The sequence below is a fragment of the Bradyrhizobium sp. ISRA442 genome, from assembly GCF_038085055.1.
Taxonomy (GTDB): domain Bacteria; phylum Pseudomonadota; class Alphaproteobacteria; order Rhizobiales; family Xanthobacteraceae; genus Bradyrhizobium.
This window is the reverse complement of the sequence record NZ_JALGCN010000021.1, coordinates 38507-55281: the sequence shown is the minus strand read 5'-3', so window position 1 is coordinate 55281 and position 16775 is coordinate 38507. Positions and strand designations below refer to the sequence as shown.

The window sequence follows — 16775 nt, the reverse complement described above, 5'->3', positions numbered from 1 at the left end:
CGCATAAGTCCGCCAATCGCGTTCAAATAGTGACCTGCGTGCCGACTTCAACCACTCGGCCGGTGGGAATTTGGAAATAGTCGGTCGCATCATTGGCGGACCGACTCAGCGCGATGAACATATGGTCCTGCCAGAGCGGCATGCCGGATTGCGCCGAGGCTTTCAGTGACCGGCGCGACACGAAGAACGACGTCGACATGATGTCGAATTGCCAGCCCTGCTTGCGGGCGATCGCCAGAGCCTTGGGCACGTTCGGCTGCTCCATGAAGCCGAAGCGCAAGCGCACCTTGGAGAACTTGTCGCTGATCTTCTCCATGCGGAACCGCTCCGACAGATCGACCCGCGGTGTCTGCGCGGTCTCGATGGTCAGGATCACGTTGTGCTCGTGGAGCACTTTGTTGTGCTTCAGGTTGTGCAACAGCGCGGTCGGCACAAAGGCGGGATCGCTGGTGAGGAAGACCGCGGTGCCCCTGACGATGTGCGGCGGCCGCTTCTCCAGACTTCGGATCAGGTCGTCCAGCGGCACCTCGATACGGCGGGTCTTCTGCAGCAGAATCCCCGTGCCCCGGCGCCAGGTCCAGATCATCGCCACCATGGCCACGCCGAACAGCAACGGCACCCAAGCGCCCTCGAGTAGCTTGAGAAGATTGGCGCTGAAAAAAGTGATGTCGACCATGACGAGGGGCAGGATCACCGCCGCGGCGGTTGCCGCACGCCAGTTCCACAGCTTCCAGATCACGATGAAGCCCATGATGCCATCGGCGACCATGGTGGTGGAAACGGCGATGCCATAGGCCGAGGCCAGGCCGCTGGGGGTGCGGAACAACAGCACGAGCAGCATCACGCCGATCAAAAGCAGCCGGTTCACGCGCGGCAGATAGATCTGGCCGGCGTGGGTTTCGGAGGTGTATCGAACCTCGAAACGCGGCAAGAGACCAAGCTGCACCGCCTGATACACCAGCGAATAGGCGCCGGTGATCACCGCCTGGCTCGCGATCACGGTCGCGGCCGTCGCGAGTCCGACCAGCGGCAGCACCAATTGCTCGGGCACCATGCGATAGAAGGAGTGTTCGATCGCGCTGGGATCGGACAGCACCAGCGCGCCCTGCCCGAAATAGTTGATCAGGAGCGAGGGCAGCACGAAGAACAACCAGGCGGACTGAATCGGCTTGCGGCCGAAATGGCCGAGATCGGCATAGAGCGCCTCCCCGCCGGTCACCGCCAGGAAGACGGCGCCGAGCGTCACCAGGCCGATCGTGCCGTGCGATAGCAGGAATTGCAGCGCGTAGTACGGATTGATCGCAGCCAGCACCGACGGGTCATCGGCGATGTGAACGATGCCCATCACAGCCAGGCTCGCGAACCACACCACCATGACCGGACCGAAGGCGGACGCCACCAGCGCGGTGCCCTTGCTCTGCACCGCGAACAGCACCGCCAGGATGAGCACCGTCAGCGGCACCACGTAGTGTTCGAACGCCGGCGTCGCGAGTTTGAGGCCGTCGACCGCCGACAGCACCGAGATCGCCGGCGTGATCATGGAATCGCCGATGAACATGGAGGCGCCGACCACGCCGAGCGCGAGCAGGAACCAACTTCGCCGCCCCAACGCGCGCTGGCCGAGCGCCATCAGCGAAAGCGTGCCACCCTCCCCTTTATTGTCCGCACGCAGCAAGAGCAGGACGTATTTGGCGGTGACGACGATCAGGAGCGCCCATAGGATCAGCGAAAGCACGCCGAGCACGATGACGCGAGAGACCGGCTGACCATGGGCCGCGCCGCTGACCGCCTCGTGAAACGCGTAGAGTGGCGAGGTGCCGATATCGCCGAAGACGACGCCGATGCTCCCGAGCGTGAGGGCCCAAAAACCCGAGGTGACCGGCCCTTCCTGGGCCTCGGTCGATGTGATGCTCGCCGTCATGAGGGTGGAGAACGCTTCTTCCCTGGAATTGATCCGGCGCCTTTTGACGCTTCCGGCGCGCCTGTCAATTGTCACAGCATATAGCAGGCGCCGGAGCCGACGCTGTGACGGCGCCGCCACGCCCATCACCAGCGCGACGACATGCCTCAGGTAAAATGGTAGCGCAAGAGCGTTACGGCTTCAAATTCGGCGGCAACGGCGGATCTTCGCGCATCAGGGTGATCGTCACCCGCCGATTGGCGGCGAGCGACGGGTCGTCGGGAAACAGCGGCTGGGTATCCGCCTTGCCGGAGACGGCGAAGATGTGCGACGGCGGCAGGCCCTCACGTTCGAGAATCTGGCGCACGGCGTTGGCGCGATCGGCCGACAGATCGAACGCGCCATAGTCGCCGCGCGTCGGCACGAGGCCGGCAGCCGTATGTCCGGCGATGGAGACTCGCAACGGCGTCGATTTGAGCGGGATCGCGAGCTTCTCGATCAGGCGGCGGGTGCGATCATAGGGCACCTTGGAGCCGTCGGGAAACATCGAGCGGCCGTCCTGGTCGACGATCTCGAGATTGAGGCCCTGCTTGGTCTCCTCGAACATGATGTGCTTGGACATCTCGGTCAGTTCCGGCATGTCCTGCAAAGCCTGGCGGAGCGAGGCCGCGGCAAGCGCAAAGTCACGATCGACCTTGATCTTGGCGCCCGAGGTCCGGTTGCGATCCTCCTGGTCCGGCGTCGGCGTGTTGGAGGCATCTTCGGGCTGGATGTGGTCGATGTTCTTCAGCCGCGGACGCGTCGGCAGGCCGTCGGCCTCGACGATGCCGGCATAGCGCGCCTCGCTCTGGATGCCGAAGGCGTCGCGCATGGAGCCGGCGACGATCTTCAGCTTGTTCGCGTCCTGCGTCGAGAACGCGACGAGCATCACGAAGAAGCTCATCATCAGGCCCATCAGGTCGGCGAAGGTCACGAACCAGCCGTGACCGCCTCCATGTGCATCGCCGCGCTTCTTCTTGGCCATGTCTTACGATCCCGGCGGGCGGCGTCAGGCCGGCACCGGCTCGCCCTCGGCGTGGCGATGTTTCTCCGGCAGGTAGGCCAGCAGCATTTCGCGCACGAGCGTCGGGCTCTTGGAGTCGCGGATCATCAGGATGCCGTCGATGATCAGCGTGCGGTTGGTCTCCTCGTCGAGCAGCTTGCCGTGAAGCTTGTCGGCGATCGGCAGGCAAAACAGGTTCGCCACGAGCGCGCCGTAGAGCGTCGCGAGCAGCGCGGTCGCCATGAACGGGCCGAGCTTGGAGGGATCGGTCATGTTGGCAAACATCTGCACCATGCCGATCAGGGTGCCGATCATGCCAAAGGCCGGGGCGCAGTCGCCGATGGCGCGGTAGATCTTGCTGCCCTCGTCGAGATGCATGAGGAAATTGTCGCGGTCGCGCTCGAGATTGTCGCGGATGAAGTCGAGGTCGTAGCCGTCGGCGACGTAGCGGATGCCCTTGGCGAGGAACGGCTCGTCGGTCTCGACCTTTTCCAGGCCGACCGGACCCTGCTTGCGGGCGATCTCGGCGATGCGGGCGAGTTCGTCGACGAGATCATGCGCCGACAGCCGGCTCATGGTGAAGGCGAACTTGGCGCCGAGCGGGAGGCCATGCAGTAGCGCGCTGAGGGGAAAGCGGATCATGGTGGCGGAGATCGAGCCGCCGAAGATGATGATCATCGCATGTTCTGAGATGAACATGTGGAGGTCGCCACCCATGATCATCATCACTGAGATGACGATGATGCCTGCAACGAGGCCGGCGCCCGTCATGATATCCATGGGAGACTCCAACGCGAACGCAACAACGGCCGTCCTGGCCGATGGCACGGCCCAACCCCGAACCGCATCGGAAACCCTAATTGGCCGCCATTAAAGACGCGTAAAGGTTAAGTGCGGACGACGCGGCGAACCGGCGCGGGACGTGCCGAGAGGACGCCGGCTTCGCCGTCCGGCGACCGGAAACTCAACACTTTGCTAACCATAAGCGGCCGCCCTGAGGTCTAGGACGACAGCCCCACGAGCTTGAGGCTAAGCGCGCGCAGGCGCTTGCGGGCGTCGGCATCGTAGGCTTGCGGATTGGCGCGCGCCTCGTTCATGCCGTTGAAGAACAGGCCGCTACGGCCGGCGATGTCGTCGCCTTCGATGAGATGCAGGATCGCCGCACCGCCCTGCTCCACCGTCGAGATCGGCGTGATGCCGCCGGCGCGCACCATCGTGGTGTTCATGTAGGTCGCCGGATGCAGCGAGTTCACGGTGATGCCCATGCCCTTCACCTCTTCCGCGAAATCGATGGTGAACATGATCTGCGCGAGCTTGCTCTGCGCATAGGCGCGCGAGCCGCTGTAGCCCTTCGTGATCATGACGTCGTCGAAATCGATCGGATGCTGGCCAAGCGAGGCAACGTTGACGATGCGCGAAGGAGAAGCGGTCTTGAGCAGCGGCAGCAGGAGATGCGCGAGGAGGAAGCCGGAGAGATAGTTCACGGCGAAGCGCAGCTCATGGCCGTCCGCACTCTCCTGGCGTTGCGGCCCGCCGTTCTGCGAGCCGATGCCGGCACTGCTAACGAAGACGTCGAGACGGCGATGATCGCGTATCACGGCCGCGGCGAGCTCTTGCGTGCCCGACAACGACGACAGGTCGGCCTGGTAAAACGTCGGCGCGACATGACCGGCCTTCACGATCTCGTCGATCAGCGTTTTGCCACGCAGGGCGTCACGGCCATGAATCAGGACCTTTGCACCGTCTTCGGCCAGCCGGCGAGCAACGTAGCGGCCGACGCCGTCCGTTGAGCCGGTTATCAAGACTGTCTTGTCACTCATCTTCATCGTGCCAGCACCTCCGGCTGCGGCCCTGCGCCACGGGTCGGGAACATCAAGGACAAGGTATTATCTGGGTGCGGCATGCTCTATCGCGAGAGCCATTCGCAATGCTGATGCTGTTCAGTCTTCTCACCGCGCTGCCCGCGGTTCTGGCGCTCCACCTGCTTGAACCGGAGCTTGTCCTACCGGCATTCAGCATCGTGCTTTTTGTCGAGGCCGCCTTCGCCGTGATCGCCGCGCGCCTCATGAGAGCCCCGGACAATGCGGAAGGCATCACTCTATGGGATTTTGCCGGCGGATTCATCCTGATTGGCTGCGCCGCCGCAATGCTCGGCGAGCCGGATCAGGCCGCCCTGTTCCTGGAGCAGGGCGGCCAACGACCGACATCGCGGCCGTAGATCGTTCACGCCGTCAGTGAATCTCCGCCGAACGCTTCAGCGCGGCCTTCAGCTTCTCCAGCGAGAAATCGGGGCTGCGCGCGATCTCCAGGATCGGCGTCTCGCGGCGGCCGCAGAGCTCGGCGGCTTCAGGAAGCTTAGCGGCGACGTCGAGCGGGATCACGATAGCGCCGTGCTGGTCGGCGTGGATCAGATCGTCGGACTTCACGGTCATGCCCGCGACGCGAACCTCGCCGCCAAAGCTCTCCGCATGGACCCAGGCATGCGACGGGCCGATCGAGCCGGCGAGCGCCTGGAAGCCCGGGGCCCATTGCGGGATGTCGCGGATCGAGCCGTCGGTGATGACGCCGAGGCAGCCGAGCGCCTTGTGCACGTTGCTCTGCACCTCGCCCCAGAACGCACCATAGCCGACGTCGGGACCGTCGATGTCCTGGATCACGGAGATACGCGGGCCGTGGCCAGTGCCGACATATTCGTAGTATTCGATGCGGCGCTTGGCCTGCTCTTCCGCCGGCAGCGAGGATTTCAGGACGGAGCGGATCGCAACCGTGCGGGCATAGCCGACGATCGGCGGCAGATCCGGAAACGGGCAGACCAACTGCTTCGTGGTGTAGCCGATGAGCCGGCGCTCCGGCGCCACGATCTCCATGGCGTTGCAGATCGTCGGCGTGTCATAACGGCCCAGCGCTTCGAGGACGGAAGCAGGCAGCAGCCCGGTCGCGGAATTCGTCACGGCGTTCTCTCCCAGATTGGCGGCTGCTTTGGCGCGATGCCGCCGGCACAGGGCGATATAGCCGAGATCGGGCCTCAACCCAACTCACTGGGCCTCATGGCAGATATTTGCACGCGACCGCTCAGTGCAGCCGTTCGGGCCGGTCGTCGTGCGCCTGATCCGGCAGGTTTGCCGCGAGCGCCGCGGATGATTGCGGCTGCGCCACCTCACTGGTTGACGGCGCTGTGGCCCCCGCGGCGCGGGCCTGGTCGCGGTACGACTTGTAGCCAAGCGGCAGGCTGAGCAGATACAGCACCGTGCCGGCCGAGAGGATGTACCAGGGATAACTGATCAGCAGCGCGATGAAGAAGATCACCGCGACGAAGGCCGGCAGCACCAGCTCAGGCGGTACGCGCATGCGCATGGTCTTGCCGGAGAACACCGGCAGGCGCGACACCATCAAGAAGCCTATCAGGAGCGTGTAGGCCGCCGTTACCGCGGCAGGCCAGCGCCCGAGTTCCAGGAACGCAACATAGATCGGCAGCAGCACCGTGATCGCGCCGGCGGGCGCCGGCACGCCGGTGAAGAAATTGGCGGCAAAGGCCGGCTTGTCGGGATCGTCCATGGTGGCGTTGAAGCGCGCGAGGCGCAGGCCGCCGGAAATCGCGAATACCATGGCGGCGATCCAGCCAGCGTTGCCGAGCTCGTGCAATTGCCAGAAGTACAGCATCAGGCCCGGCGCGACGCCGAAATTGACGAAGTCGGCAAGGCTGTCGAGCTCGGCGCCGAATTTCGATTGGCCCTTGATCATGCGCGCGATGCGGCCGTCGATGCCGTCAAGCGCCGCCGCGAACACGATGGCGTAGACGGCGAGCGACATCCGTCCCTCGATCGAGAGGCGGATCGCCGTCAGGCCCGCGCAGATTGCCAGCAGCGTGATGACGTTGGGCACCAGCATCCGCACCGGGATCGGGCGGAACCGCCGGCGGCGCGCAGCATCCGGATACTTGAAGTCATAGGGCGTCATGGCTCGTCCTCACCTTAAGGCGAGATATAGCAAGCCGCTTCCCCCTCCGCCATTGCGGCGGAACGCCCCTTTCGCCGATGTAATGGTTAATTGGCGCGGTAGGTGCGGCCCGGGTCGTCGGCGGAAAGATCGGCCAGGATCGTTTCGCCGGCGATCGCGGTCTGCCCTTCCGAGACCAGGGCCTTGGTGCCGAGCGGCAGATAGACGTCGAGCCGCGAGCCAAAGCGGATCAGGCCGAAGCGCTCGCCGGCCCCGATCGCCTGCCCTTCCTTGACGAAGCAGACGATGCGCTTTGCCACCAGCCCCGCGATCTGAATCACGCCGATCCGCGCCGTGGGCGTCGAGATGACCAGCGAATTGCGCTCATTGTCCTCGCTCGCCTTGTCGAGCTCGGCATTGATGAACAGGCCGGGCCGGTAGGCGATGCGGTCCACCCTGCCCGCCACTGGGCTGCGGTTCACATGGCAATTGAACACGCTCATGAAGATCGAGACCCGCGGCAGCGGGCGATCGCCGAGGCCGAGCTCGGCCGGCGGCAGCGCCATCGTGATCATCGACACGCGCCCGTCGGCCGGCGACACCACGAGCCCCTCGCGCACCGGAGTCACGCGCACGGGGTCGCGGAAGAACAGCGCACACCACACCGTGAGCACGGTCCCGATCCAACCGAGCGGCGACCACAGCCAGAACAGGACGAGGCTTACCAGCGCGAAGGCGCCGATGAAGGGATAGCCTTCCTTGTGGATCGGCGGGATCTGACGCTGGATCGAATCGAGAATGGACATCGCTATCTGCCGCTGAAGAGTTGATTGCGCGCCACGCGCGCCGGAGTTGTTTAGGCCAGAGTTGGGATCAGAGACAAGGTCACTCGGCGGCCGCAGGCGTCGTCAGGACATCCTGGACCGGCGGCGGCTCCCGGTTGGGCGCCTCGCTGCTCTCGCCCATCCTTGCCAGTTTCTCGCGCGCCGCCTCGGCCTCGCGCTGCCTGTTCCACATGCCGGCATAGAGGCCGCCGAGCGCGAGCAGGCTCGTGTGGGTGCCGCGCTCGGCGATGCGGCCCTGCTCCAGCACGATGATCTCGTCGGCGCCGACGATGGTGGAAAGCCGGTGCGCGATCACAAGCGAGGTGCGGTTCTTGGCGACGCGGTCGAGCGCACCCTGGATCTCGTGCTCGGTATGCGTGTCGAGCGCCGAGGTCGCCTCGTCCAGCACCAGGATCGGCGGCGCTTTCAGGACGGTGCGCGCGATCGCCACCCGCTGCTTCTCGCCGCCCGACAGCTTCAACCCGCGCTCGCCGACCTGGGTCTCGTAACCCTTCGGCGCCATGCGGATGAAATGGTCGATCTGCGCGAGCCGTGCCGCCTGCTCGACCTCGGCGTCGCTGGCGTCCCAGCGGCCATAGCGGATGTTGTAGCGGATGGTGTCGTTGAACAGCACGGTATCCTGCGGCACCATGCCGATCGAGGCACGCAGCGAGCCCTGCGTGACGTCGCGAATGTCCTGGCCGTCGATCAGGATCTTTCCGCCGGACACGTCATAGAGGCGGAACAGGAGGCGCGAGATGGTCGATTTGCCGGCGCCCGAGGGACCTACGATCGCGACCGTCTTGCCGGCCGGCACCTCGAAGCTGATGCCCTTGAGGATCGGCCGCGCCGCTTCATAGGCGAAGCGCACGTCCTCGAAGCGCACGGTGCCCGAAGAGACCATGAGCGGCTTCGCATTCGGCGCGTCCTTGATCTCGGCCTCGCGTCCCAGCACGCCAAACATCTTCTCGATGTCGATGATCGCCTGCTTGATCTCGCGATAGACCATGCCCATGAAATTGAGCGGCTGGTAGAGCTGGATCATCATGGCGTTGATGAGCACGAAATCGCCGACCGTGTTGTGTCCCTGGCGCACGCCGATCGCGCACATCAGCATGGTCGCCGTGAGTCCCAGCGTGAAGATCACGGCCTGGCCGGTGTTGAGCACGGCGAGCGAGGTATAGCTGTGGGTACTGGTCTCCTCGTAGCGCGCGATCGAGCGGTCGTAGCGCTGCGCCTCGCGCGCCTCGGCGCCGAAATACTTCACCGTCTCGTAGTTGAGCAGCGAGTCGATCGCCTTGGTGTTCGCCTCGGTGTCGGAATCGTTCATCTTGCGGCGGATGCCGATCCGCCACTCGGTCGCGATGTAGGTGTAGTACATGTAGACCGCGACGGTGATCAGGGTGGCGACCACGTAGCGCCAGTCGAACTGCCAGAACAGCACGGCCATCAAGAGCGAGACCTCGACGATGGTCGGGATGAGCTGCAAGATCACCATGCGCACGATGACCTCGATGCCCTCGCGGCCGCGCTCGAGCACGCGCGTCAGACCGCCGGTCTTGCGCTCGAGGTGGAAGCGCAGCGACAGTTCGTGCATGTGGATGAAGGTGATGGCGGCGAGCTTGCGCACGGCATGCATGGCGACGCGGGCAAAGATGCCGTCGCGCCACTGCGTCAATACCGCCATCAGGATGCGCATCGCGCCGTAGCTCGCGGTCAGCAGCAGGGGCGATGCGATCACCCAGAGATGCCAGTTGTCAGCCTGTAGCGGCGCAGTGTTGGCGCCGGTCAACGCATCCGTCGCCCATTTGAAGCTGAACGGCACGGTCAGCGTGATCAGCTTGGCCGCGAGCAACAGCACCATCGACCAGACCACGCGCATCTTCAGGTCGAAACGGTCGCTCGGCCAGATATAGGGCCACAGATGCGCCAGCGTCCCGATCAGGGTAGCCCGCTCCGGCAATGTGGCGGCCGCTTGGGGCGCTTCGGCGCCGACGGGCGAATGAGGGTGATCCATCCAAAAGCCTGAAGGCCCGCCGGATGCGGGCCCGTTGAGATTTGCAATTTTCGCCTGTCATATAGAGGCTTCCGCGCCTGAACGCACCCCGCCAGGAACCAATTCTTTGATTGTTTGTCGTCATTTACCGGTAGATCTTCGGGGTACGCGAATCACCGATTGGGCTTGACGCCCCTTCGCTGCAATGCATCATGGAGCCAATGAGCACGATCAAAACCGTCTGTGTCTATTGTGGCTCCGGCCCTGGAACAAATCCCCGCTTCATCGAAGGCGCCAAAGCGTTCGGCAAGGCCCTCGCCGAGAACAACGTCCGCCTCGTCTATGGCGGCGGCTCGCTCGGCATGATGGGAGCGGTTGCAACCTCGACCCTCGATCATGGCGGCAGCGTCACCGGCATCATTCCGGATTTCCTGACGCTGCGCGAGAACGCGCTGACCCGCGTGCAGGAGATGATCGTCACCCCCGACATGCACGAGCGCAAGCGGCTGATGTTCGAACGCTCCGACGCCTTCGTGGCGCTGCCGGGCGGCGTCGGCACGCTGGAGGAGCTGGTCGAGCAGCTCACCTGGAAGCAGCTCGGCCGTCACGCCAAGCCCGTGCTGCTCGCCAATATCGATAATTTCTGGGAGCCGCTGTTCTCGTTGCTGTCGCACATGCGCCAGACACAATTCATTCGCGACGGCCTCAAGGTCGACATCCTCAAGGCCGACCGCGTCGAGGAGATCCTGCCGAAGCTGAAGTCGGCTGCGGCGCAGGTCGCCGAGGCGGAGAAGGATCTCGCGCCGGACGTGGCGCGGCGGCTCTAACGGCCTACTCCGCCGGAAACGTCACCGCCTCGATCCGGTTGCCGTCGGGATCGACGACGAAGGCCGCGTAGTAGCGCACGCGGTCATGCGGACGGATGCCCGGCACACCGTCCGATGCGCCACCCGCCGCAAGCGCCGCAGCGTGAAACGCATCGACCTCAGACGTTGTCCTCGCACGCAGGCAGATGTGCACGCCGCTCTCGGGCGATACATACGGCATGCCCTCGCGCAGGTTGATCCAGAACTCGGGGTAGGACTTGCCGAAGCCGACCGTCCGTGGCCGCGTGACGAGCCGCGCGAGCCCGAGGGCCGCGAGGGTTGCTTCGTAGAATCTTGCCGAGCGTTCGAGATCGCCGACGCCGACGGAGATGTGGTCGATCATTGGTGACGCTTCCCCCTCTCCTCGTCATTGCGAGCGAAGCGAAGCAATCCAGAAGTGTATCCGCGGAGACAGTCTGGATTGCTTCGTCGCTTTGCTCCTCGCAATGACGGTATTTGTGCGCCTACGCCGGCGCGCCCGACTTCACGAGCTTGTAGATCACCGAATCCATCAGCGCCTGGAACGAGGCGTCGATGATGTTCGGGGACACGCCGACCGTGGTCCAGCTATCGCCGCTCTCGTCTTCGCTCTCGATCAGGACGCGCGTGACCGCGCCGGTGCCGCCGTTGAGGATGCGCACGCGGTAGTCGATCAGCTTCAGGCCCTCGATGTATTTCTGGTACTTGCCGAGATCCTTGCGCAGTGCGACGTCAAGCGCGTTGACGGGGCCGTTGCCTTCGGCCGCCGAGATCAGGTGCTCGCCGGCGACGTCGACCTTCACCACGGCCAGCGCCACGGTGACGCGCTCGCCGAGCGCGTTGTAGCGCTGCTCGACATTGACGTCGAACTGCTCGACCTCGAAATAATGCGGCACCTTGCCGAGCGTGCGACGCGCCAGGAGCTCGAACGAGGCGTTGGCGGATTCATAGGCGTAGCCGGCCGCCTCGCGCTCCTTCAGCTCCTCGACCAACCGCGTCAGCTTCGGATCGCTCTTCTCGTAAGCAATGCCGGCACGGTCGAGCTCGGCAATGACGTTGGAGCGGCCCGCCTGGTCGGACACCAGCACCTTGCGGTGATTGCCGACCGCGTCAGGCGCGACATGTTCGTAGGTCTGGGGATCCTTCAGCACGGCCGAGGCGTGGATGCCGGTCTTGGTAACGAAAGCGCTCTCGCCGACATAGGCCGCGTGCCGGTTCGGCGCGCGGTTGAGCATGTCATCGAGCATGCGCGAGACCTTTACCAGGCTTGCCAGCTTCTCGCCCGTCACACCGATCTCGAAGACGTCCGAAAACTCCTTCTTGAGCTTCAGCGTCGGGATCAGCGAGCAGAGATTGGCGTTGCCGCAACGCTCCCCGAGCCCGTTCAGCGTGCCCTGGATCTGCCGCACGCCGGCGCGCACTGCAGCGAGCGAATTCGCCACCGCCTGCTCGGTGTCGTTATGGGCGTGGATGCCGACGTGATCGCCGGGGATGTGCTCGAGGACCTCGGTAACGATGGCCTCGACTTCGTGCGGCATGGTGCCGCCATTGGTGTCGCACAGCACGACCCAGCGCGCGCCGGCCTCATAGGCCGCCTTGGCGCAGGCGAGCGCGAAGCTCGCGTCTTCCTTGTAGCCGTCGAAGAAATGCTCGCAATCGAGCATCACCTCGCGGCCGGCGGCTTTTGCTGCGCTGACGCTGTCGCGGATCGAGGCGAGGTTTTCGTCCTTGGTGGTCTCGAGCGCGACGCGGACCTGATAGGCCGAGGATTTTGCGACGAAGCAGATCGCATCGGCCTTTGCCTCGAGTAGCGCGGCCACACCGGGATCGTTGGAGACTGAGCGGCCTGCCCGACGCGTCATGCCGAAGGCGGTGAAACGCGCATGGCTGAGCTCCGGCCTGGTGCCGAAAAATTCGGTGTCGAGCGGATTGGCGCCGGGATAACCACCCTCGACATAGTCGATGCCGAGTTCATCCAGCATTGTCGCGATGATCTGCTTGTCGGCCAGCGTGAAATCGACGCCATTGGTCTGCGCGCCGTCGCGCAGCGTGGTGTCGAACAGATAGAGGCGCTCTTTTGCTTGCGTGCTCATGAACGCCGTCCGTTGTTGTTACCTCCCCCCTTGCGGGAGAGGTCGACGATGCGCAGCATCGCCGGCTGGGGGGTGCCCTGGGAGAGATGGGAGTTTGTGGCTACCCCCCTCCCCAACCCTCCCCCGCAAGGGGGGAGGGAGAAGAGAGAGGATCCCAGGAGATAAAGGCGCTCCTTGCTCATTGCGGTGCTCCGAGCGTCTTCTTCATGGTGGTGTTGGCCAGCCACTCGTCGTTGACAGTGACGCTGTTGCGCTGCTGGGCAGCGTAGCCGCGCTTGGCGAAGAAGCCCTGTGCGGTGTCGCTGGCATCGACCGTCAGGCTCTTCGCGCCGCGGCCGCCGGCGAGCTTTTCCAGCGCATCGACCAGCATGGTCGCAATCCCTTGCCGGCTCACTGCCGGGTGCACATAGAGCATGCGGATCTGATCATTGCCGCGCAGCGAGGCAAAGCCCACGGGCGAACCGTCGAGCGTGGCGATCAGCGTCAGGTCGGCGGCGAGCCGGCGGCCGAATTCCTCGTCCTCCGCCGCCGCCATCCAGGCTTCCTGCTGCGCCTCGTTGTAGTCGTCGCCGGTCAGCTCCTCGATGCTTGCGGCGAAGATCGCGGCGAGGACCGGCACGTCGGCCGGCAGGAAGGGTCGCAAGCCAGGTTTTGGCAAAGTCTGTCCCATCGTCCTCACCACATCCCATAGAGCTTCAGCGCCAGCGCCACGGCCGCCGCGAGAAGCAGGATTTTCAGCGCAATGTAGTAGAGCCAATGCCTGGGAAAGGGCGTGTCGGGCCGCTTCATCGCGCAACCTCCCAACTCGTCCCCTCCTTGGAATCCTTGATCGCAACCCCCAGCGCGGCGAGCTGATCGCGGATGCGATCGGACTCCTTGAAGTCCTTTCGCGCACGCGCCGCGGTCCGCTCCGAAATCAGGCGCTCGACCTCCTTGGCATCGATGCCGCTCGCCTGCTGCTTGCGCCCCTCCCACTGCGCCGCGCTCTCGGAGAGGAAGCCGAGCAGGCGCAACGATGCCGCCAAAGCGCCCGCATCGCTGCGCAGGCCGTGCAGCGCCGCAATCGTCAGAGGGGTGTTCAGGTCATCGAGCAACGGTTCAATCACGGACACCGCCGGCTTGCCGGGCTCGACGTCGGCCGCAAGGCGATACCAGTCGTCGAGCGTCTTGGCGCTCTCTTCCAGAGACTTCAGGGTCCAGTCGATCGGCGAACGGTAATGCGTCTTGAGCATGTTGAGGCGCAGCACCTCGCCCGGCCAATCCGCGAGCAGGTCGCGGATGGTGATGAAGTTGCCGAGGCTCTTCGACATCTTCTCGCTCTCGACCTGAAGGAATCCGTTGTGCATCCAGTAGTTCGCCATGCGCGACTGGTGGAAGGCGCAGCAGCTCTGTGCGACCTCGTTCTCGTGGTGCGGAAACACGAGATCGATACCGCCGCCGTGAATGTCGAAATGCTTACCCAGATGCTTCCAGGCCATGGCCGAGCACTCGACGTGCCAGCCCGGACGGCCCTGCGCCTTGATGCCCGCCGGCGACGGCCATGACGGCTCGCCGGGCTTGGACGGCTTCCACAGCACGAAGTCAGTCGCATCGCGCTTGTAGGGCGCGACGTCGACGCGGGCGCCGGCGATCATCTCGTCGAGCGAACGCTTCGACAGCGCGCCGTAGCGCGGCAGCTCCGAGTTGGCCGCATTCATCGCCTGCGGCGAGAACAGCACGTGATCCTCGGCGACATAGGCAAAGCCGCCGGCGACGAGCTTTTCGATGATCTCGCGCATCTCACCGATATGCTCGGTCGCGCGCGGCTCGACGCTTGGCCTGAGCGCACCGAGCGCATCGACATCGGCATGAAACTGCCTGCCCGTCTCCTCGGTGACCTTGCGGATCGCCTCGTTCAGCGGCAGGCCGGGGAAATCCCGCGCGGCGCGATCGTTGATCTTGTCGTCGACGTCGGTGATGTTGCGGACGTATTTGACGTGTGCCTCGCCGTAGAGATGGCGCAGCAGCCGGAACAGCACATCGAACACGATCACGGGCCGCGCATTGCCGATATGGGCGAAGTCATAGACCGTCGGTCCGCAGACATACATGCCGACGTTCTTCGCATCGAGCGGCACGAACGGCCGCTTGTCCTTCGTCAGCGTATCGTAAAGGCGCAATTCCATATGGATACCCATCGGCTGTTGGCCGGGCGTCCAATGCTCTCAATGGTTTTGAGAAAAGACGGCTCCAGCCAGCGAATCGCTAGCTCGTAATCTCGCAAATGGCGCAAATGGCGAGGAGACCGTTCATGCGGGAACATATGGGCCACGAAGGGGCCCGGCGTCAAGGGAGCCGCGAAAATGCCGTCTTCTCTCCGCAAAGCGCGCTCGCCTCGCCATGATCGTTCATCATCCTTAACCTTTTGAGTTTATTCGGAAGCTGGCGGTTCCCCCAGCCCCCGGTGCACCATGCGACCCCTGCTCGCGCTCCTCTCCAGTGCCTTCATCGTCGCTGCGACCGCTGCATCGGCGGAGACCCGCGTCTTCATCATCAATAGCCAGGCAGACGGCTACGGCATCGACCAATGCCTCGCCAGGGGCGAGAAATGCGGCGCGCAGATCGCGCGCACCTATTGCCAGTCGCGGGATTTCGCCCAGGCCTCGGCCTATCGTCGGGTCGATCCCGACGAAATTACCGGCTCCGTCCCCAAACCCGGCGCAAACTGCTCCCATGGCCATTGCGACGAATATGTTGCAATCACCTGTCAGCGCTGAATTCGCGCAGAACTGGCGGGTCTTAGACCCAATCTGCACCCCGGAAACGACGTGACGATGCCCCGAGAAGCGGGTATTGGAAGGCGCGCTTTGGCACCACCGTCCGTGGGGCCGCGACCTCGCTAGAATGGCGGATATGCCTGAATTTTTGTCCCTGCCTCGCTCTCGTTTCCTCCTTGCAAGTGCCGTGCTTCTGAGCGCGCTGACGCTCGCCACTGACGCATTCGCGCAGGCAGGTCCGCCCGGACCTCCGCCTCCACCCCCGCAGGGCGGGCTCGGGCCGAACCCGATGTGCGCGCGGCTGGAGGGACAACTCGCCGCGCTCGACCGCGGCGCGGGTGGCGATCCGGCGCGCGAAGACCAGATCCGTCGCTACCAGGATTCCCAGACCCGCCAGCAGGCCGAGCTCGATCGCGTCACGATGCAGGCCAAGCGCATGGGCTGCGATTCTTCCGGCTTCTTCTCGCTGTTCAGCGGTCAGTCGGCACAATGCGGTCCAGTCAACACCCAGATCCAGCAGATGCGCGCCAATCTGGACCAGATCACCGCCAGTCTCGAGCGCTTGCGCGGCGGCGGCCCCGGCGGCTTCAGCCCCGAGCGCGACAACCAGCGCCGCTCGGTGCTGCTCGCGCTCGCGCAGAACAATTGCGGGCCACAATATGCCAACGCGGCGCAGTCACAGGGCGGCAACTTCCTGAGCAATCTGTTCGGCGGCGGCAACAGCGCCAACAATCCGCCCGGCGCCCCGCCGCCGGCCGATCTCGGCCCGCAGTCCGGCACCTATCGTACCGTATGTGTCCGTACCTGCGACGGCGCCTATTTCCCGATCTCGTTCGCGACCGTGCCGGCGCGGTTCCCCGACGACGAGAAGACCTGCAAGGCGCTGTGCCCGGCGGCGGACGCGTCACTCTATGCCTATCGCAATCCCGGCGAGGACATGAACTCCGCCGTCTCGGTCAGCGGCCAGCCCTACACGGCGCTGCCGAATGCGTTCAAATTCCGCAGCGAGTTCAACCCGTCCTGCTCATGCAAGGCTGCGGGCCAGAGCTGGGCCGACGCGCTGAAATCGGTCGACGACAAGGCCGCCGCCGAGCAGCAGGGCGACATCATCGTCACCGAGGAGAGCGCCAAGAAGATGCAGCAGCGGCAGCTCGCCAAGGGCACGCCCGCCAATGCCAAGAAGGGCGCGCCGCCGCCGGTCACGGCCAACACGCCGGCCGCGGCACCGCCTGCGGATACGACCACGGCTGCAACCTCCGAGAACAAGCCGATCCGCTCGGTCGGGCCGACCTTCCTGCCGCAGCAGCAGAAGTAGGCCTCCTTGTGCAACTGTCATGCCCCGCGCAGGCGCGGCATCCAGTACTCCGCGGCACCAGTCGGTTT

General features: G+C 64.6%; 16 protein-coding genes. 4 read left to right on the top strand and 12 right to left on the bottom strand.

Features of this window, described 5'->3' with window-relative positions; translation table 11 throughout:
- Positions 1 to 22: 22 nt before the first annotated feature.
- The 4 genes from MTR72_RS31540 to MTR72_RS31525 all read right to left on the bottom strand — a co-directional run bounded on the left by MTR72_RS31540 (position 23) and on the right by MTR72_RS31525 (position 4768).
- Entirely contained in the window at positions 23 to 1921 is a 1899-nt protein-coding gene (locus MTR72_RS31540) for a potassium transporter Kup (protein ID WP_280964541.1), read from the bottom strand.
- A gap of 172 nt (positions 1922 to 2093) precedes the next feature.
- The gene (locus MTR72_RS31535; protein ID WP_280964542.1) at positions 2094 to 2924 is read right to left on the bottom strand and encodes an OmpA/MotB family protein; all 831 of its coding nucleotides are present in this window, start codon (positions 2922 to 2924) and stop codon (positions 2094 to 2096) included.
- 24 nt (positions 2925 to 2948) lie between these two features.
- Entirely contained in the window at positions 2949 to 3722 is a 774-nt protein-coding gene (locus tag MTR72_RS31530) for a motility protein A (RefSeq protein ID WP_280964543.1), read from the bottom strand.
- Between the two features lie 221 nt (positions 3723 to 3943).
- Positions 3944 to 4768: an SDR family NAD(P)-dependent oxidoreductase gene (locus tag MTR72_RS31525; protein WP_280964544.1), complete on the bottom strand. Its 825-nt coding sequence runs from the start codon at positions 4766 to 4768 to the stop codon at positions 3944 to 3946.
- Between the two features lie 101 nt (positions 4769 to 4869).
- Here MTR72_RS31525 and MTR72_RS31520 point away from each other — a divergent pair, with 101 nt between their 5' ends.
- Complete coding sequence (locus MTR72_RS31520; protein WP_280964545.1) at positions 4870 to 5160, top strand: hypothetical protein; 291 nt, start codon at positions 4870 to 4872, stop codon at positions 5158 to 5160.
- 13 nt (positions 5161 to 5173) lie between these two features.
- Here the strand turns inward: MTR72_RS31520 and MTR72_RS31515 are convergent, their stop codons facing one another.
- From MTR72_RS31515 to MTR72_RS31500, 4 genes are all read right to left on the bottom strand, one after another.
- The gene (locus MTR72_RS31515) at positions 5174 to 5893 is read right to left on the bottom strand and encodes an RraA family protein (protein WP_280964546.1); all 720 of its coding nucleotides are present in this window, start codon (positions 5891 to 5893) and stop codon (positions 5174 to 5176) included.
- Positions 5894 to 6014: 121 nt separating this feature from the next.
- Entirely contained in the window at positions 6015 to 6899 is an 885-nt protein-coding gene (locus MTR72_RS31510) for a CDP-alcohol phosphatidyltransferase family protein (protein WP_280964547.1), read from the bottom strand.
- An 86-nt stretch (positions 6900 to 6985) separates the two neighbouring features.
- Positions 6986 to 7690 (bottom strand): phosphatidylserine decarboxylase, encoded by a 705-nt coding sequence (locus MTR72_RS31505; RefSeq protein WP_280971406.1) that lies wholly within the window; start codon positions 7688 to 7690, stop codon positions 6986 to 6988.
- Between the two features lie 73 nt (positions 7691 to 7763).
- The gene (locus MTR72_RS31500; RefSeq protein ID WP_280964549.1) at positions 7764 to 9719 is read right to left on the bottom strand and encodes an ABCB family ABC transporter ATP-binding protein/permease; all 1956 of its coding nucleotides are present in this window, start codon (positions 9717 to 9719) and stop codon (positions 7764 to 7766) included.
- Between the two features lie 200 nt (positions 9720 to 9919).
- On the opposite strand from MTR72_RS31500, the gene MTR72_RS31495 reads away from it, so the two are divergent.
- Positions 9920 to 10525 (top strand): LOG family protein, encoded by a 606-nt coding sequence (locus tag MTR72_RS31495; RefSeq protein WP_280964550.1) that lies wholly within the window; start codon positions 9920 to 9922, stop codon positions 10523 to 10525.
- Between the two features lie 4 nt (positions 10526 to 10529).
- On the opposite strand, the gene MTR72_RS31490 is transcribed toward MTR72_RS31495, so the two are convergent.
- The 4 genes from MTR72_RS31490 to cysS form a co-directional block, all read right to left on the bottom strand.
- Positions 10530 to 10907 carry a VOC family protein gene (locus MTR72_RS31490; protein WP_280964551.1) on the bottom strand — a complete coding sequence of 126 codons (378 nt, stop codon included), beginning with the start codon at positions 10905 to 10907 and terminating at the stop codon, positions 10530 to 10532.
- A 121-nt stretch (positions 10908 to 11028) separates the two neighbouring features.
- Positions 11029 to 12636, bottom strand: a complete 1608-nt coding sequence (gene cimA, locus MTR72_RS31485) for a citramalate synthase (protein WP_341511760.1) — start codon at positions 12634 to 12636, stop codon at positions 11029 to 11031.
- Between the two features lie 178 nt (positions 12637 to 12814).
- Entirely contained in the window at positions 12815 to 13306 is a 492-nt protein-coding gene (locus MTR72_RS31480) for a GNAT family N-acetyltransferase (RefSeq protein ID WP_280964553.1), read from the bottom strand.
- Positions 13307 to 13421: 115 nt separating this feature from the next.
- Positions 13422 to 14801 (bottom strand): cysteine--tRNA ligase, encoded by a 1380-nt coding sequence (cysS, locus tag MTR72_RS31475; protein WP_280964554.1) that lies wholly within the window; start codon positions 14799 to 14801, stop codon positions 13422 to 13424.
- A 285-nt stretch (positions 14802 to 15086) separates the two neighbouring features.
- Here cysS and MTR72_RS31470 point away from each other — a divergent pair, with 285 nt between their 5' ends.
- The gene (locus MTR72_RS31470) at positions 15087 to 15392 is read left to right on the top strand and encodes a hypothetical protein (RefSeq protein ID WP_280964555.1); all 306 of its coding nucleotides are present in this window, start codon (positions 15087 to 15089) and stop codon (positions 15390 to 15392) included.
- Positions 15393 to 15519: 127 nt separating this feature from the next.
- Positions 15520 to 16707 (top strand): DUF2865 domain-containing protein, encoded by a 1188-nt coding sequence (locus MTR72_RS31465; RefSeq protein WP_280964556.1) that lies wholly within the window; start codon positions 15520 to 15522, stop codon positions 16705 to 16707.
- Positions 16708 to 16775 lie beyond the last annotated feature (68 nt).

Excerpts from the sequence above, each read along its gene's own strand:
- MTR72_RS31540 (WP_280964541.1), bottom strand. The coding sequence starts at position 1,921 with ATGACGGCGAGCATCACATCGACCGAGGCCCAGGAAGGGCCGGTCACC.
- MTR72_RS31535 (WP_280964542.1), bottom strand. The coding sequence starts at position 2,924 with ATGGCCAAGAAGAAGCGCGGCGATGCACATGGAGGCGGTCACGGCTGG.
- MTR72_RS31530 (WP_280964543.1), bottom strand. The coding sequence starts at position 3,722 with ATGGATATCATGACGGGCGCCGGCCTCGTTGCAGGCATCATCGTCATC.
- MTR72_RS31525 (WP_280964544.1), bottom strand. The coding sequence starts at position 4,768 with ATGAAGATGAGTGACAAGACAGTCTTGATAACCGGCTCAACGGACGGC.
- MTR72_RS31520 (WP_280964545.1), top strand. The coding sequence starts at position 4,870 with ATGCTGATGCTGTTCAGTCTTCTCACCGCGCTGCCCGCGGTTCTGGCG.
- MTR72_RS31510 (WP_280964547.1), bottom strand. The coding sequence starts at position 6,899 with ATGACGCCCTATGACTTCAAGTATCCGGATGCTGCGCGCCGCCGGCGG.
- MTR72_RS31500 (WP_280964549.1), bottom strand. The coding sequence starts at position 9,719 with ATGGATCACCCTCATTCGCCCGTCGGCGCCGAAGCGCCCCAAGCGGCC.
- MTR72_RS31495 (WP_280964550.1), top strand. The coding sequence starts at position 9,920 with ATGAGCACGATCAAAACCGTCTGTGTCTATTGTGGCTCCGGCCCTGGA.
- MTR72_RS31490 (WP_280964551.1), bottom strand. The coding sequence starts at position 10,907 with ATGATCGACCACATCTCCGTCGGCGTCGGCGATCTCGAACGCTCGGCA.
- cimA (WP_341511760.1), bottom strand. The coding sequence starts at position 12,636 with ATGAGCACGCAAGCAAAAGAGCGCCTCTATCTGTTCGACACCACGCTG.
- MTR72_RS31480 (WP_280964553.1), bottom strand. The coding sequence starts at position 13,306 with ATGGGACAGACTTTGCCAAAACCTGGCTTGCGACCCTTCCTGCCGGCC.
- cysS (WP_280964554.1), bottom strand. The coding sequence starts at position 14,801 with ATGGAATTGCGCCTTTACGATACGCTGACGAAGGACAAGCGGCCGTTC.
- MTR72_RS31470 (WP_280964555.1), top strand. The coding sequence starts at position 15,087 with ATGCGACCCCTGCTCGCGCTCCTCTCCAGTGCCTTCATCGTCGCTGCG.
- MTR72_RS31465 (WP_280964556.1), top strand. The coding sequence starts at position 15,520 with ATGGCGGATATGCCTGAATTTTTGTCCCTGCCTCGCTCTCGTTTCCTC.